General features: G+C 40.0%; 18 protein-coding genes. 5 read left to right on the top strand and 13 right to left on the bottom strand.

All coding sequences use genetic code 11. From position 1 onward, the window contains the following. Window positions 1–137: 137 nt before the first annotated feature. Genes L1765_RS10540 through L1765_RS10530 form a run of 3 tightly spaced genes read right to left on the bottom strand, consistent with a single transcriptional unit; the run spans window position 138 to window position 1,570 of the window. Window positions 138–683 carry a DUF402 domain-containing protein gene (locus L1765_RS10540; protein WP_236407063.1) on the bottom strand — a complete coding sequence of 182 codons (546 nt, stop codon included), beginning with the start codon at window positions 681–683 and terminating at the stop codon, window positions 138–140. Continuing rightward, entirely contained in the window at window positions 670–1,122 is a 453-nt protein-coding gene (locus tag L1765_RS10535; protein ID WP_236407060.1) for a DUF3939 domain-containing protein, read from the bottom strand. The genes L1765_RS10540 and L1765_RS10535 overlap by 14 nt, the downstream gene beginning before the upstream one ends. A gap of 40 nt (window positions 1,123–1,162) precedes the next feature. Beyond that, on the bottom strand, window positions 1,163–1,570 hold the full coding sequence (locus L1765_RS10530) for a GNAT family N-acetyltransferase (RefSeq protein WP_236407056.1): 408 nt from the start codon (window positions 1,568–1,570) through the stop codon (window positions 1,163–1,165). A 497-nt stretch (window positions 1,571–2,067) separates the two neighbouring features. Here L1765_RS10530 and L1765_RS10525 point away from each other — a divergent pair, with 497 nt between their 5' ends. Next, window positions 2,068–2,772, top strand: a complete 705-nt coding sequence (locus tag L1765_RS10525) for an AzlC family ABC transporter permease (RefSeq protein ID WP_236407055.1) — start codon at window positions 2,068–2,070, stop codon at window positions 2,770–2,772. Between the two features lie 12 nt (window positions 2,773–2,784). Next, on the top strand, window positions 2,785–3,087 hold the full coding sequence (locus L1765_RS10520) for an AzlD domain-containing protein (RefSeq protein WP_236407050.1): 303 nt from the start codon (window positions 2,785–2,787) through the stop codon (window positions 3,085–3,087). Window positions 3,088–3,103: 16 nt separating this feature from the next. On the opposite strand, the gene fabL is transcribed toward L1765_RS10520, so the two are convergent. The 6 genes from fabL to L1765_RS10490 form a co-directional block, all read right to left on the bottom strand. Further along, window positions 3,104–3,859, bottom strand: a complete 756-nt coding sequence (gene fabL / locus L1765_RS10515) for an enoyl-[acyl-carrier-protein] reductase FabL (RefSeq protein ID WP_236407048.1) — start codon at window positions 3,857–3,859, stop codon at window positions 3,104–3,106. 84 nt (window positions 3,860–3,943) lie between these two features. Beyond that, window positions 3,944–4,375: a PaaI family thioesterase gene (locus tag L1765_RS10510; RefSeq protein ID WP_236407046.1), complete on the bottom strand. Its 432-nt coding sequence runs from the start codon at window positions 4,373–4,375 to the stop codon at window positions 3,944–3,946. A 376-nt stretch (window positions 4,376–4,751) separates the two neighbouring features. Next, window positions 4,752–5,837, bottom strand: coding sequence for an A/G-specific adenine glycosylase (mutY, locus tag L1765_RS10505; RefSeq protein ID WP_236407044.1), 1,086 nt, complete (start codon window positions 5,835–5,837; stop codon window positions 4,752–4,754). Between the two features lie 18 nt (window positions 5,838–5,855). Further along, on the bottom strand, window positions 5,856–5,999 hold the full coding sequence (locus tag L1765_RS10500) for a hypothetical protein (protein ID WP_236407096.1): 144 nt from the start codon (window positions 5,997–5,999) through the stop codon (window positions 5,856–5,858). 169 nt (window positions 6,000–6,168) lie between these two features. Continuing rightward, window positions 6,169–6,786 carry a superoxide dismutase gene (locus L1765_RS10495; RefSeq protein ID WP_236407042.1) on the bottom strand — a complete coding sequence of 206 codons (618 nt, stop codon included), beginning with the start codon at window positions 6,784–6,786 and terminating at the stop codon, window positions 6,169–6,171. Window positions 6,787–7,062: 276 nt separating this feature from the next. Then, window positions 7,063–8,133: an NAD(P)/FAD-dependent oxidoreductase gene (locus L1765_RS10490; protein ID WP_236407041.1), complete on the bottom strand. Its 1,071-nt coding sequence runs from the start codon at window positions 8,131–8,133 to the stop codon at window positions 7,063–7,065. A gap of 237 nt (window positions 8,134–8,370) precedes the next feature. On the opposite strand from L1765_RS10490, the gene L1765_RS10485 reads away from it, so the two are divergent. Together L1765_RS10485 and L1765_RS10480 are read left to right on the top strand one after the other, a co-directional pair. Further along, complete coding sequence (locus L1765_RS10485; RefSeq protein ID WP_236407039.1) at window positions 8,371–8,721, top strand: hypothetical protein; 351 nt, start codon at window positions 8,371–8,373, stop codon at window positions 8,719–8,721. A 14-nt stretch (window positions 8,722–8,735) separates the two neighbouring features. Next, entirely contained in the window at window positions 8,736–9,518 is a 783-nt protein-coding gene (locus L1765_RS10480) for a GGDEF domain-containing protein (protein ID WP_236407035.1), read from the top strand. Between the two features lie 91 nt (window positions 9,519–9,609). On the opposite strand, the gene L1765_RS10475 is transcribed toward L1765_RS10480, so the two are convergent. From L1765_RS10475 to L1765_RS10460, 4 genes are all read right to left on the bottom strand, one after another. Next, window positions 9,610–10,344 carry a plastocyanin/azurin family copper-binding protein gene (locus tag L1765_RS10475; protein WP_236407033.1) on the bottom strand — a complete coding sequence of 245 codons (735 nt, stop codon included), beginning with the start codon at window positions 10,342–10,344 and terminating at the stop codon, window positions 9,610–9,612. After that, on the bottom strand, window positions 10,344–11,918 hold the full coding sequence (locus L1765_RS10470) for a cytochrome c oxidase subunit I (protein WP_236407030.1): 1,575 nt from the start codon (window positions 11,916–11,918) through the stop codon (window positions 10,344–10,346). The genes L1765_RS10475 and L1765_RS10470 overlap by 1 nt, the downstream gene beginning before the upstream one ends. Then, window positions 11,918–12,466 carry a cytochrome c oxidase subunit II gene (locus tag L1765_RS10465; protein WP_236407028.1) on the bottom strand — a complete coding sequence of 183 codons (549 nt, stop codon included), beginning with the start codon at window positions 12,464–12,466 and terminating at the stop codon, window positions 11,918–11,920. Before L1765_RS10465 ends, L1765_RS10470 begins: the two co-directional genes overlap by 1 nt. 260 nt (window positions 12,467–12,726) lie before the next feature. Next, the gene (locus tag L1765_RS10460; protein WP_236407026.1) at window positions 12,727–13,614 is read right to left on the bottom strand and encodes a LysR family transcriptional regulator; all 888 of its coding nucleotides are present in this window, start codon (window positions 13,612–13,614) and stop codon (window positions 12,727–12,729) included. A gap of 136 nt (window positions 13,615–13,750) precedes the next feature. On the opposite strand from L1765_RS10460, the gene L1765_RS10455 reads away from it, so the two are divergent. After that, on the top strand, window positions 13,751–14,803 hold the full coding sequence (locus L1765_RS10455; protein WP_236407025.1) for a YeiH family protein: 1,053 nt from the start codon (window positions 13,751–13,753) through the stop codon (window positions 14,801–14,803). The last annotated feature ends 56 nt before the right edge of the window (window positions 14,804–14,859 follow it).

The following is a 14,859-nucleotide window of genomic DNA, read 5'->3' as shown; positions in this document are numbered from 1 at the left end:
TAAGATTCACACGTCCGCTAGTCAAGTTCGAACTTAGATGTTATTAAAGTCCTCTTCAAGACTAAAGAATTTGCTCAGGCTCAGCATAATCTGATGGATGGGCGGTAAGAAAACTCCTTACGAAATCGATAAGGAGCTTACTCTCTTTGATTATGTATCGCATATTGTATGTACCGTTCATACCATTCATCAACAAAACCAGAAGCAAACGGTCCCTTTCTTTGTTGAATCAGCATCATCAGTTGGTCTACAGCATGTAATACTTTTTTCACAATGTCATCGGGATAATTCATCTCTGCTCGATGTCTTTCAAATTCATCCTCATCCAAAAGCTGGATGGAGCCATCGGGATATACTTTTATATCCAAATCGTAATCAATATAGAATAACACCCCGTTTTTCCATTTAGCAGGCGATCCAATATTGCAATAATAATAAACTCCGTCATTCCGGATCATAGCAATGGTATTAAACCAATTCTCGTAACTAAAGGTACATATGGCCGGTTCACGGGTTACCCATTCTCTTCCATCCGATTCTGTGACGATAACCTGATCATTCCCTCCACACAAATGACTCCTTCCCCTTTGAAGAAGAATGGTTTCATTCCATGATCGATGGAACTGACCCGAATGTTTATAACTTTCTATACGAAAAGATTGCCCTACTTTAGGAAGGGTCATCAAATGAACCCCCCTTTGGTTTTTGGTGGGTTACCATATTCTCTATATCAGTGATAAATATTGGAATATTGGGTGTTTTACCATGAAGATAGGGGGATAGTTTGGAATAGCTCACTTGTTTATTAGGATCTCCATCAATAATAGGAAGATCAGAATGCTCCTTCATATATTCATCTACTGCCTGCTGAACTAGATCGAGATTTGCAGGAATTTCTGGTTCTTCAAAAATCTCATAGGTTGCCCTTGACATATAAAAGGTTTTCTTGGGTATCCCATTTAAAAAAGGGGCCAGCAAATTCATATCTATCTTATTGTCTTCCATAATTAAAACCGTAAGAGAAACCCCTTTAGGCAGAGATTTATAATATTCATGAATGGCTTTTTTTATCTCGAGAGCCGTTACCTCTATTTCCGGCCAATGCTTTTTTTCAGCCTTCATTCTTTTTTTATTTTTTCTTTTAAACACCTTTTTCACCCCATTACAATTTCTTAGACAGGGTAATGTAATGTTCAATTTCGTATCCTAACTCCTGATAAAATGGAATGACCTTTTCATTATCTTGGTTTACCATGATAAAAACCCTGCTAGCTCCTTTTTCCTCAAACCTCTTTTCCAAGGCCTTGACCAATTGAGTTCCAATTCCCTTTTTTTGATACTCCGGGTCTACGGCTAACCGATAAAAATAAGCCCTGGTACCATCAATCGTTCCAACAATGACTCCAACCACCCTATCATGATCCTCAGCTATTAAAACCAATTCACTATCCCAGGCCAATTGTTTTGCCAATGCATCCAAGGACTCGGTTTCAGTTTGTTCCAATCCGGTTTCTTTCCAAATGGATGTAATCTCAGCGTAATCCCCCAAACGAAAGGAACGGATATTCATCCCAAAAACCCCCCTATCTCTCATCTTTCTTTATTCTCTATGAAAAAAGCCCACATCTTTCCATGTGGGTAATCTCTCTATCTAACCTACATTTTATCCTTTTTTAAACCTATTTACAATGAATCAGGAAATCTATTCCGATACAAACTGTGTTATAATAGTCAGGTCAAACATTTTGGTATATAGGCGGAACTAAACATCCATGACCCTACGGGTCACAAATTGATATGAAAAGGTATTTTCATATCAAAGAATTCACTAAGGACAGCCTTCGAGTTCGTACTCAGCGTAGAGACTAAAGAACAGAAATTTGCCCTCAAACTGACTCCATCTTTGAAATGACCAGATGTTTTTGAAAGCACTGTTCTTTAGTCTTGAAGCGGACTTGAATACTTCTTCGACGAACTCGACTAGCGGACGTGTGAATCTTAAGTTCACTTCTATAGAAATAAAGAAGACTCACCGAAGAAAATGTCGGGGATTGGGGAGAACGAAGGATGTCTGCGTTGTTTAAAAAAGGATTAAAGGCAGGATTTCCTATCTGTATTGGGTATTTCCCTATTGCCGTAACCTTTGGCGTTCTTGCTTCTCAAACCGGTCTTAATCTTTTGGAAGCAACGGGAATGTCTATCTGGGTTTTTGCCGGCGCCAGCCAGTTTATATCTCTACAGCTCATTCAGGGGGGCACCGGTATTTTGGAAATCATCATTGCCACGTTTATTATTAATCTTAGGCATGTATTAATGAGCACAACCCTTTCCCAAAGGGTCCAGATGAGCAAAAAAATGGCTGCTCTCAGTTCTTTTGGAATTACCGATGAAACCTTTGTCGTAGCAACCGTAGGATCTGAAGAGGAGAAATCATTTAACGGAATAGTTCCAACCTCTTATTTTATCGGAATCGCTCTTATCTCCTATCTCGGATGGGTCTCGGGAACATTCATCGGTGCATTATTTGCCGAATTGATTCCGCCTGCCATTGCCAACAGCATGGGAATCGGTTTGTATTCTATGTTTATCGCTCTTCTTACTCCATCATTAAAGAAATCGAAAAAAATTGTTTTAATTTCTTCTTTCAGTGCCATCACGGCAACCATTGCAGTATATGTCTTAAATTGGTCCAGCGGTTGGGCCATTGTTGCTGCAACGATGTTGGGTGCGTTGCTGGGAACGTTAATACCTGAGACACAGAAAAAAAAGTGAGGGGTCTGATTAATGGAGATACTGTTTCTGATTTTTGGTATGTTTGCCGTTACCTATATACCGAGAATGCTGCCAATGGTCATCGGATCAGGGATTCATTTTCCCCATTGGCTAAATCAATGGCTTCAATATGTGCCCTACGCTGCTCTGGGTGCTCTGATTTTCCCGGGAATCCTAACCGTAAATCCAGATAAACCTTGGATCGGACTATTAGGCGGCGCCCTTTCATTCCTGTTGGCTTACATCCAAAAAAATATTATTCTCGTTGTCCTAGGCTCTATTTTAGGTGTGATGGGACTTCAACAGATGTTATAAAAAATGCTCAAACCAATTAAGCCAATAATGAAATTCCTCCGTCCACCACGATGGTTTGACCTCTGATCATATTTGCCTGATCAGAAAGCAGGAATAACACGGCTTGAGCAATATCTTCCGGTTGAACCATCCGACCTGCCGGAGTCTTTTCCGAGGCTTCTTTTAACAACTCCTCTCGATTGGAGAAATGCTGAAGGGCTTCGGTATCTACCACACCGCCGGAAACCGCATTACAAATAATCCCTTTAGGAGCCAACTCTACAGCCAGGTACCGGGTTAAGGCTTCAAGGGCTGCCTTTGAAACCCCTACTAAAGTATAATTTTCAATAACCCGGATTGATCCCAAACTGCTAATGCTTACAATCTTCCCTCCACCGTTTCTTTCCATTAACTTGGCCCCTTCCTGGGCACAAAAAAGCAAAGCTTTGCTATTGATATCCATCGTCCAGTCCCAATGGTTATCTTTCAGTTCCATTAACGGTTTAATCACCCCAGAGGCAGCATTATTAATAAAAAAGTCCAAACGGCCAAATACTTTATCCACTTCCTCAAATAGATCAGTAATTTTATCCCTTTCTCCAATGTTTGCTTTTACCAAATGGACCTGAACTCCCTTTTTTTCGAGCTGTTCCTTCGTTTCTTCGGCTTTCGAACGATTTCTAAAATAGTTTAATACTAAATGACACCCTTGATCTGCTAATTTTTCGGCAATGGAACGGCCGATTCCCCGAGTTCCTCCAGTAATGACCGCTACCTTTCCTTGAAAAGACATCAAAAATCACTCCTTATAGAAATTAATACCTGGTCCTAATATAACATACTAATCTATTGAACTAAAGTGAATGCTCCATATAAACTAAGTCTTCTTTCTAACGAAAAAAGTAGCTGTTCCTATCGCAATATCCTTCCCATCAACATCCCTCACAATGGCCATTGCGACAGATATAGTTTTTCCCCTTTTTACCAAGCTGGCTTCGGCAAAAAGGTCTTTATCCCTTGTGGAAGATAAATAGTTCACCTTCATTTCGATGGTCACTGTCTCTTCATGTTGCTTTAATGTACAGGTCATTAAGCTAGCAATCGCGGAATCAATGAGTGTGGCAATGGCTCCCCCATGGACAAAGCCATAGGGTTGGGTTAACCCCTGATGGACAGGCAGTTTCAAAACAACCCGTTCATCATTTGTTTCAATTATTTGAAGATTCAACAACTCCCAAAAGGGAGATTTCATTCGTTTATTCAGTTCAGCAATATCCATCTTTCTTCTCCTTTCAAAAGGATTGTTCACACACAAATATCATCGCACCAAAAAAATCCTTTACTTTTTTTCCTCCATTGCTATAATAAACCATGTAATAGATTATACAAAATAGTTAGCAGGTTCGTTTCCTTTGTTTGTCCTGTTCTCGTTATACATTGACCGTAGAAACTGATCCTGCGGTCTTTTCTTTTTTCAGTAACGGGATAAACATCTATTGATGTTTATAAGATGAATCAATCCCACATAATTAAAATTTGTTGTAATTAATATTGATTTTAAATAGGGTCTATAGCATAATGAATAAAGAAGGTATTATTTCACCCAAACACAGCAAAACAGCGGCGATCATATTTGCCGCTGTTTTGTTTTTGTTCTAATCATTATTTTCTGTACGGAACCAAGCTTATTGCAATTTTTTGCAAATTTTCCCATGAGAAACCGAAAAAGGGTATTGATTCAGCTGATGAATAGATACCCATTTGCCCCGTCCTTCCCTTTTATCTAGTTCTTCACATACATATTGGTATACTTCAATATGCCATTTTACATGTGAAAAGGTGTGAGTAACCGTCATCAAGTATTTTTCAGGTCTGGCCTTTACGCCAAAGGTTTTCCAAATATATTTGGTAAATTGAAAAATCTCATTTGCTGGCTCATTGCATTCTATCTGAGGAAATTCCCATAATCCTTTTAAAAGCCCGTCATTTTCCCTTTTGTCAATCAATACCTCTTCCCCTTTAACAATAACCCCGCAAATGAGGGTGACAGGAACAGGAGGTTTCTTTTTGCCCTTTATTGGCAACCTTCCATGTTCTCCTTTTTCTCTTCCCCTGCAAAGGGAAACAACAGGACAAGATAGACAGGACGGCGATTTGGGTGTACAAATTAGTGCGCCAAGTTCCATCATCGCTTGATTAAAAAAGGATGGATTGGAAGGAGAAATGATTTTCCTTGCCAAATCCTCAAACAATTTCTTTGTTTTCATTGTTTGAACATCATCTTTTATATATAAAATCCTGGACAGCACTCTCATGACATTTCCATCTACCGCCGGTACTGGCTTCCCATAGGCAATGCTTAAGATGGCGCCCGCCGTATAGGAGCCTATCCCTTTTAGTTTTCTTATCTCTTCTTCTGAGTCTGGAACCTGTCCCCCATATCTCTCCTTTACTTCTTTTACTGCTTCATGAAGATGGCGAACCCTGGAGTAATACCCTAAACCCTCCCATTCCTTCAAGACTTCGTCTTGGCTTGCCTCTGCCAAGTCATTTAGGGTAGGAAATCGGTTTAAGAAACGTAGATAGTAAGGAATGACCGTATCCACCCTTGTCTGCTGGAGCATGATTTCCGAAACCCAAATTTTATAAGGATCCCTATCCTTTCTCCACGGTAAATCCCTTTGGTCCCTTTCAAACCACTTTAACAGCTTTTCCTGAAATTCTTCCACAGGAAAATGCTCCAAGATCTCTGATACCCTTTGTTTTTCCATGATGTAACCCCTTAGCAACTACGGTTTATTTCGCCTTCTGGCCAAAAAGTTATCAATGAACAGTCCGATCCCTGCTCCGTAAAAAGGAAAGGCAAATTTTAATCCCGTGCTGATGTCCGGGAGAAATGACAGGCCGACACCAATAATAAAACCTAACAGCATATAGCGTAGTCTATTCTTTCCCATGAAACAAATCCCTTTCTTATGGTATAGTGCTTACTCTACATTACCACAATTATATTATGATTTATCCCCTTTGAATCAAAAAATTCCCGCCAGTTGCTATCGGCAGGAATTTTTTGATTCATTTATGGATTCGTTTCATCGAATACTATCCGCGGGCCTTAGCGTAACGCTTGCTCACTTCATCCCAATTAACAACATTCCAAAAGGCGGAAATATAATCGGGTCGCTTATTTTGATACTTTAAGTAGTAAGCATGTTCCCAAACATCCAATCCTAAGATGGGAGTATTCCCTTCCATCAATGGGCTGTCTTGGTTGGGCGTGCTGGTAACCGCGAGGTTTCCGCTTTTGTCAACAACAAGCCACGCCCACCCACTGCCAAAACGGGTGGCAGCAGCCTTGGAAAAGTCCTCTTTAAACTTGTCAAAGCTGCCAAAGGTACTGTTGATGGCATCTGCCAAATCGCCGCTTGGTGCTCCTCCACCATTGGGACTCATCACTTCCCAGAATAAAGAGTGGTTCGCATGTCCTCCGCCATTATTCCTGACTGCAGTCCGAATATGTTCTGGTACGCTGTTTAAATCACTAATGAGATCTTCAATGCTTTTATTCTGTAATTCTTCATGTCCTTCCAATGCAGCGTTTAGATTATTTACATAAGTTGCATGGTGACGATCATGGTGAATCTCCATGGTCTGAGCATCAATGTGGGGCTCTAAAGCATCAAATGAATAAGGTAAGGGTGGTAATTGAAATTTTGCCATTTAAAAAACCTCCTTAAAATATATAGCCATCCTAAACATGGATGATAAATTGGCAAATAATAACTCTACAATAATTATTATAATATAATAATAAATAAAATCAATACTTTTGTTTGAAAAGTTTTGTCCTGCGTTTTTCTTTTTGTACTATTCCCTCCTGATCAAAAAATAAACATGAGAAACACTTGGCATTCGCAAAAATACGCATCGAAAAAATCAGGATCATGAAAACAATAAAAAACTTGGCGAATCGCCAAGTGATTGGATGCCGGTTAATTACCCAATATGATGTTTATGGAGCCAAAGTATTCCTGATTTAATAACACGGGGAATTGGACCAAGCACAGCGGTATCATTAATTAACCCAAATCCCCTTTTCTTACCCAAATATCCGAGTACACCCTTTAGTTTAATTGGCTCTGGTCGATATTCCTGTCCTGTCCAAACTGAGGTAAAGTAGTGGGCCAATTGCTTACCATGTATATTAGCCAACTGAGCACTAGGGGCAAATGCTGAGCTGGCGCAGTCTCCAATGACAAAAATATTTTCCCTATAAGGAAGTTCGTAGTTCTCCTTGACGGTTAATCTACCAATGCGATCCGGTCCGCTGTAAGGAATTAGAGGTGAAATAATCGGATTTGCTTTAATTCCGGCAGCCCATATGCACACGTCAAATTGTATAGGCTGGTCTTCAAATTGAAAATGAACCTTATTTTGCTCGATTAATCTTACTCGTATATTCGTGAATATTTCTATCTCTAACTCTTCAAGATAATCTTGAACATATTCCTGTATTTTTCTTGGCAAAGTGGGTAGAATTGATGGTCCTTGCTCTAAAAGTGTTATGTTTATGTCAGGTCTTAATTCCCTCAATTCACAACAAAACTCAATACCTGTTAATCCTGCGCCGATAATCACTACCGATTGATTGGGTTTTAACCGTTTAATTTTCTCCCTGGTGTTAAGGGCCTTCTGATAAGTTTGAATGCTTTCCGTGAATTCTTCAGCCCACGGAACCTGAAAATAATTGTCCACACATCCCAATGCAACGATTAATTTCTGGTAAGGAAATGTTCCGTTTCTGCAAATCACTTGTTGATTCATAACTTGAATCTCTTCAACTTCATCAGTAATATATATGATTTGTGGATGCTCTGGAAAAGAGGTGATCACATCTTTGTCCACCATTGAACCTGCAGCTAAAGCATAATATTCCGGTTTAATGGTATGAAAGGGCAAACGGTCAATGACCGTTATTTCAACATACCTAGGTATATCGGGCAGGATATTCTGTAAAAAAGACATCCCACCATACCCCGTACCAAGTAAAAGAATCTGCTCTTTCATCCTATCCCCCTCACTCTCACTTCCTGCTGGTATCATCATACTCTGCAATGGTTATTCGCACAACTGTTATGTGAAAAGAGTCACAATTTGTTCAAGATTATTTAAAATCAGTCATCTGTTTATTCCATACATTTTTTGTCACTGTTCAACATTTTATGATATTATAAATATTGTTGTAATGATCATTCGTCAAGTCCCAATTTATATAAATTTTTTGGAAAGAGATGAATAAATATTATGCTAAAGAAATCTTCCCAAAGAAAAGCAAGCATTTCCTTAAAATTATCAGAATTTGACATGCCTCCTATGCAAGACGTACTGATTATCGGCAAAAAAGCTCCAATTGGGCCAGAAGCTGCCAGAAGAATGGCTGAGGCTCTATCACCTGAACAGTTTGATCTGATTCAAGTAGAACATCCCCGAATTGAAGCCATTCTTATTCGCAAATCATTGAAAGATATTTTAAGTGCAGAATTAATTACAAAAATAATCCTTGAAGAAGCCGAAAGTATTACTTCAGATCATATGGTTTTACGTTCGGAGATGAAAATATCCATATCTGTTCAAAGGGAAGTGGAGTTAAATTGATTGTATCCGATGTAATGGAAAAAAACATACATAGTGTTTCACCGGATAAGAGCGTTCGTTATGCATCAGAAAAGATGACTTCTCTCAGAATTGGGTCCCTGCTGGTAATGGATCAAGGGAAACTGGTAGGAATCATTACATCGAGGGATATTAGATTAACCCATCCTAACCGGCTGGTCGCTGATGCAATGACAAAACAGGTGATCACCGTTCCTTATACAGCGACGATCTGGGAAGCCAATGAATTGATGAAAAAGTTTCAAATAGAGAGGATTCCTGTGGTAACCGAAGATATGTGTGTTGGAATCATTACAAAAGGGAATCTACAAGAATTAATTGGGAAAAGCACAGATCTTTTAACCGGGGTTTACAAAAGTTCTTACATCGAATATATTGGAGAACGCCTCCTGAAAGAAAAACAACTGTTTAATCTGTTATTCATTGATTTGGATCAATTCGGGTTAATTAACAAACTATACGGGCATCCCTTTGGAAACGATGTTCTACGTACTTTTGTAAACAAGCTTCAACTTTTTCTTAAAAACGAGGACTATCTTTGTCGATATGCAGGAGATGAATTTATTATCATCACAAGAAGAAATAAGGAAGATACAATGGAATTGGTCAGACAAGCTTCAAATTTTTTCGAGTTTGAACATATAAAAATATCTGCATCCATTGGAGTGATCATTGGAGAAGAAACAAAACATTTTTTTGCTTTATCCATGAGAGATATCATCGAAAAAGCAAGTGTGCTGTCCAGTGAACAAAAAAATAAACAGAATTATGCCGGTTGACTCCAACATCAGAAATTATAGCTACAAAATATCAGCCAGCTGGGCACCAGCGATAAAAAGAAAAACCAGTGAAGACCTATTCATCACTGGTTTATTTTTTCATGCCACCACCATCGTTTTCCATTTCGTTCATGTTCATTTGACTGTCACCGTTCATGTTCATTTGGGCATTGCTGTTCATACTGTTGCCCATGTTCATATCACTGTCTACCATGATCATTCCCATCATTCCCATCTGCATATGATAGGGAAACATACACATAAACATGTACATTCCCGGCTGTTCTGCCTGAAATATGGTTTCAAACGTCTGGCCGGGAAGCATCATTGCAGCTTCTACTAGCGCTTCATGTTCCTTCAGCAGAAAATCCGCATTTTCCATCCATGTTTTTACTTCTTCCATGGTTTCAGCCTTCATGATCATCCATTCATGTGGAATATTACCGTCATTGGTTACAATAAACTTTACGACTTCGCCGTTTTTCACATTAAGGTTTGATTTATCAAATCCCCATTCATACATGCTCAGATTAATAGTTTGATCAATCTTCAGGTTTGCCGTTTCCTTTTCAATTTCTTCCCGCTCTTCTTTTTCCTCTGCTGTTATGATTTCTTTAGGGATAAAACCCATCTCCTGATATTCAGGCAAATTTGTCTGAGAAATCAATTCCAGTTTAGGGGAAAAGCCTATGGCATAAACAGGTACTGCAATCACAATGACTATAATAGTCACTAGCCAATAAGTAAGAATTGATGAACCCTTACGAGGTGTTCTCAAATCTGGAGGATTCATTTGTGTCTGTAAATTTCCCATGGAACTGTTCATTATGCCACCTCCCCAGATGAAGTTCCCCTAGATTTATCTGAATAGGGGTCAGAAGTTACTTTCTGGCCGTTCTTAGCACTTCTGATGAAGTTATAAATGAAAACCGCCATTCCAGCAGCAACCAGGAAAGCGCCAACTGTGGCCAGTAGGTTGAACAATGTTTGTGTATCCAGGTAATCATAAACCCGTCGCGGCATACCTAACATTCCAAGAATATAAAACATAGTTGTCAAGGTAAAAATACCGATCTGCCACAACCAGAAGTGCAGATTTCCAAGGCGTTCGTTAATGAATCTTCCGGTAAAATAGGGATACAGGTAATAAATAGCAGAAAAGGTCATCTGGGTGACAAATCCCAGAAACATGGCATGAAAGTGTCCAACCACAAAATAGGTATCATGAACAAATGATTCATCAAGTGGGATTTGTGCGTTGATAAATCCAACCACGCCCCCATATATCATAAAGGCGATGGCAGCGATCATGAAGTTGAAGGCTGTACCAGTACGAGCCCCTTTAGGTCTTCCTTTCCAAAGGGTGGCTATCCAGTTGAATACGTGCATGGAACTGGGGATGATGATCAACAGTGTAAAGATGGAAAATGCGTTTTCTAGTGCACCTGCAGTAGTACTGCTCGGCTGGAAATGGTGTCTAAAGACCACAAACCCCAAGGCCGTTAACAACAGAAACGCAACGATTCCTGAACCGTAACTCCACATCGGTCTTTTTAGATAGCGCGGCAAAAGTGTATATACAAACCCAACTGCTGGCAAAAAGGGCAAATATACAGCAGGATGTCCATACCACCAGAATAAATACATGAACAATTGAGATGACCCTCCCCGGGCAGGATCAAACAGGGCGGTGACTCCCATCCAGTCGGTCAACAAAATAAAACCTACAATGAACAAGCCGGGAACAGACAGCAACAACATAATTCCGTCAACCAACATCGCCCATCCCAACAAAGGCATCTTTTTCAAAGGCATCGCTCTGTTCTTTAGAGTATTTGCCAAAAACACCGCACCGCTGATAAATTCCGCCAGTGCGATCAACATGACAGCAATAAAGAACAAGGGTGCACGGTCACCCGCAACACGAAGGCTTAACGGAGGATAGAAAGTCCAAGACGCGTCAGAGAAGGCTACCCATGCCAATATACCGGCAATTAACGTCAACCAAAAACTTACATGTGATGCTCCTGTCCAGATCAGTTTATTTGTCTTCAGCAATTTCGGCAGCATATAGTAGGCAATCCCCAATGTCGCGGGAATAATAAACATAAAGACCATGGTTGCCCCGTGTGCTGTAAGAAGTCGATAAAACTGATTCGCTTCCAAAATGGTCTTCCCAGGAGCTGCCAATTCTGTGCGCATCAATAGCGCCGCCATTCCCCCAACAATAAAGAAGATTAAAGAAACCAAAATATGTTTTAAACCGATCATGCGGTAATCGTTACTAAAAAACAATTTCTTCAACGTAATGTCTTCAATATTCATGGGTTTCCATGACGGCTCCCCAATCTGTTCCTGAACGTCAGGACCGTTCCAACCCTTAAAAATGCTTACAGCCATCAAGCTTCACCTCCAACAATTAATTTGGCTTTCATTTGATAATGTCCAATACCACAATATTCTGTACATTGAATGATGTATTCACCCGGTTTTTCTGGCGCCTCAATCGACACCGGCATAATGGCTCCCGGTTCAATTTCTTTAATCATTCCAACCGAGGGAATGTTAAATCCATGAATGACATCATTTGACGAAAGCTTGAAGAGAATCTTTTCCCCCGGCTTTACCTCAATGGAATTTCGCGATGACTCTCCCGTTTTTTCATTAATAAAAGCAAAACCCCACTGATATTCATACACTCTTATAATCTTGTCAAAAGATTCTTCTTTTTCAATACTCTTTTCGTATGCAGCCTGGCTGTTTAATGACCAAGCAAATGCCATGACAACTGCCAAAAGGACCAAAAATACGAACCACCATTCAGTAGAATGAGGGATGTTTGAATTCGTTCTCCTATAAGCTGCCACCAATAACCAGACGATAAAAATGATTGCCATCAAGAAAGCCAATCCTATCATAAACCATTGGTAACCAAATAAGGTGCTCATAGGTCCTCCCACAAAAACTCAACTCCTTTAAAAATTTGTTATTAAGTGATAATTGTTATTAATAACTTAACTAGACTTATTTTAACATGTAATTGTGGAAATTTTGTGAATTTTTTACCGACAACTTTTTTTCTTTCTCTCATCCCGAAGCTGTGAACACAAAAAAGGGTTGTTGACATACCATGAGTCAACAACTTTCACATGCTAAAATTTACCAAATATCCAATTCTTCATTCCAATATACCCATCGTCGAATGCATCTACTTTCTTTTAATCCCCCCGTGAAGGCACATGTCTCTAATCTCTCGCATCGCATTTGAAAAATATTTGTTCTTGTGATAAATGAGATTAAATTTTCGCATAAATTGTAATCCCTTTATGTCTACAATTTTTATATCACCCATTTGCACTTCTCTCTCTACTGCCAAACGTGAAATCACCGCAACTCCCATATCTGCTGCAACTGCATTTTTTATCGCCTCAGCATTATTATAAACCCCTACTGTTCTCCATTTTAATCCTGCAACAGCCATTTCAGCTTCAAACAATTCCCGTGTACCGCTGCCTTTTTCCCGTATGATAAGGGGACATCCACTTAGCTCTTCTGCCTCAATGTAACCCTTGACAGCCCACGGATGTTTAGGATGACAGATAAGTACGAGTTCATCATCATAAAATGGCTCTTCAATAATGTCAGGAGAATGAATAAAACCCTCTACTAATCCAATATCAATTTTATCTGAAAGAATCATCTCCTCAATTACTTTGGTATTGTCGACAGTAGTTGTAACCTCCACATTTGAACAACGATTCACAAAAGTTTTTACAACTTCGCTTAGGATGCAAGTACCCACGGTAACACTAGCACCAACTCTTAATATACCGTTTTCACTGATCACACGGACCTCCCGTTCTACCCGTTCGTACAAATTAATAATATGACGAGCATAGGAGAGGAGTCTGTTCCCAGCAGCAGTGATATATAATTTACGTCCCAGCCGTTCAAATAATTTGACATTGTAATGACCTTCAAGTTCAGCGATTGCCTGACTTATTGACGGCTGAGTCATATACATCTTTTCTGCAGCAGCCGTCATACCACCTGAGTCACACACTTCTATAAAAATACGCAGGTGCCGCAACGTCACACCATCACCCCTCTTCCATAGGTGTTTACCTATCTTTTTAATATAATTATATTATTTTACAAATGCGTTTACAAATAGTATCGTTTCAATATGTGGTAGGCGTGAAAAACCCTGATATAAAGGAGTGGATTAAAAGATGGCTTTTTCGAAAACGAATCGGGCCAATACGCTAAACGGTATCTTTCTCGTTTCGCTGTTCGCGCTCTCGGCGATGTATATTGCCGAACTGCCATGGGTGGAAATACTCGGATTTAGCCCGCTCGTGATTGCAATTATTTTTGGTATGATCTATGGAAACACCCTAAGACATAAACTTCCAGCCGAATGGGTTCCAGGAGTGATTTTTTGTTCAAAAAACATCTTGCGCTTCGCGATTGTTTTCTATGGTTTTCGCATCACCTATCAGCAGGTTTTTGCGGTTGGTGCGGAGGCTTTGCTACTTGATGCGATTATCGTCTCGGGAACCTTCGTGTTCGGATGGTTTTTAGGTACAAAGGTTTTCGGAATTGACCGCGATTCTTCAATGCTGATTGGTTCAGGAGCATCTATCTGCGGAGCAGCGGCGGTACTGGCAACGGAAAGCACACTAAAAAGCGAACCATACAAAACCGCGATGGCTGTCGCGACTGTGGTTTTGTTCGGTACGCTGGGGATGTTTTTATATCCGGTTTTGTTTAAGTACGGCTTTTTGCTGATGGATCCCAAGGAATACGGCATCTACGTCGGAGCGACAGTACATGAGGTGGCGCAGGTAGTGGTCGCCGGCAGTGCCGTCAACAAAGTGGCAGGCGATACCGCCGTGATTGTTAAAATGACGCGGGTGATGATGCTTGCCCCCTTCTTGGTGATTTTGTCCTACTTTTTAACAAAAAACCGACCGACGAAGGGCGACCAAAATAAGAAACCTGATGAAAAGTCAAAAATCGTAATTCCCTGGTTTGCGGTTTATTTTCTGCTTGTGGCAGGGTTTAATTCTCTTAATCTTTTACCCAAGGAGATCGTGTCCGTCATTAACAATATCGACACCATTCTGCTCGCCATGGCCATGGCGGCCCTCGGGATCGAAACCAACTTTTCCAAGCTAAAAAATGTCGGCCTCAAACCCTTTATTCTAGCAGGAATGCTCTTTGTTTGGCTGATTTTTGGCGGATATATTCTTACAAAAGGAATCGGTGCCTTTTTTGCCTGATATTATATCCGAAATTACCACCACTGCATGCCAACTTTCTATTCTTTTTATGGCAG

It is taken from the genome of Microaerobacter geothermalis, assembly GCF_021608135.1.
GTDB lineage: Bacteria > Bacillota > Bacilli > DSM-22679 > DSM-22679 > Microaerobacter > Microaerobacter geothermalis.
This window is presented reverse-complemented; position numbering and strand designations above follow the sequence as displayed.

Excerpts from the sequence above, each read along its gene's own strand:
- L1765_RS10540 (WP_236407063.1), bottom strand. The coding sequence starts at position 683 with ATGACCCTTCCTAAAGTAGGGCAATCTTTTCGTATAGAAAGTTATAAA.
- L1765_RS10535 (WP_236407060.1), bottom strand. The coding sequence starts at position 1,122 with ATGAAGGCTGAAAAAAAGCATTGGCCGGAAATAGAGGTAACGGCTCTC.
- L1765_RS10530 (WP_236407056.1), bottom strand. The coding sequence starts at position 1,570 with ATGAATATCCGTTCCTTTCGTTTGGGGGATTACGCTGAGATTACATCC.
- L1765_RS10525 (WP_236407055.1), top strand. The coding sequence starts at position 2,068 with ATGTCTGCGTTGTTTAAAAAAGGATTAAAGGCAGGATTTCCTATCTGT.
- L1765_RS10520 (WP_236407050.1), top strand. The coding sequence starts at position 2,785 with ATGGAGATACTGTTTCTGATTTTTGGTATGTTTGCCGTTACCTATATA.
- fabL (WP_236407048.1), bottom strand. The coding sequence starts at position 3,859 with ATGTCTTTTCAAGGAAAGGTAGCGGTCATTACTGGAGGAACTCGGGGA.
- mutY (WP_236407044.1), bottom strand. The coding sequence starts at position 5,837 with ATGGAAAAACAAAGGGTATCAGAGATCTTGGAGCATTTTCCTGTGGAA.
- L1765_RS10500 (WP_236407096.1), bottom strand. The coding sequence starts at position 5,999 with ATGCTGTTAGGTTTTATTATTGGTGTCGGCCTGTCATTTCTCCCGGAC.
- L1765_RS10495 (WP_236407042.1), bottom strand. The coding sequence starts at position 6,786 with ATGGCAAAATTTCAATTACCACCCTTACCTTATTCATTTGATGCTTTA.
- L1765_RS10490 (WP_236407041.1), bottom strand. The coding sequence starts at position 8,133 with ATGAAAGAGCAGATTCTTTTACTTGGTACGGGGTATGGTGGGATGTCT.
- L1765_RS10485 (WP_236407039.1), top strand. The coding sequence starts at position 8,371 with ATGCTAAAGAAATCTTCCCAAAGAAAAGCAAGCATTTCCTTAAAATTA.
- L1765_RS10480 (WP_236407035.1), top strand. The coding sequence starts at position 8,736 with ATGGAAAAAAACATACATAGTGTTTCACCGGATAAGAGCGTTCGTTAT.
- L1765_RS10475 (WP_236407033.1), bottom strand. The coding sequence starts at position 10,344 with ATGAACAGTTCCATGGGAAATTTACAGACACAAATGAATCCTCCAGAT.
- L1765_RS10470 (WP_236407030.1), bottom strand. The coding sequence starts at position 11,918 with ATGGCTGTAAGCATTTTTAAGGGTTGGAACGGTCCTGACGTTCAGGAA.
- L1765_RS10465 (WP_236407028.1), bottom strand. The coding sequence starts at position 12,466 with ATGAGCACCTTATTTGGTTACCAATGGTTTATGATAGGATTGGCTTTC.
- L1765_RS10455 (WP_236407025.1), top strand. The coding sequence starts at position 13,751 with ATGGCTTTTTCGAAAACGAATCGGGCCAATACGCTAAACGGTATCTTT.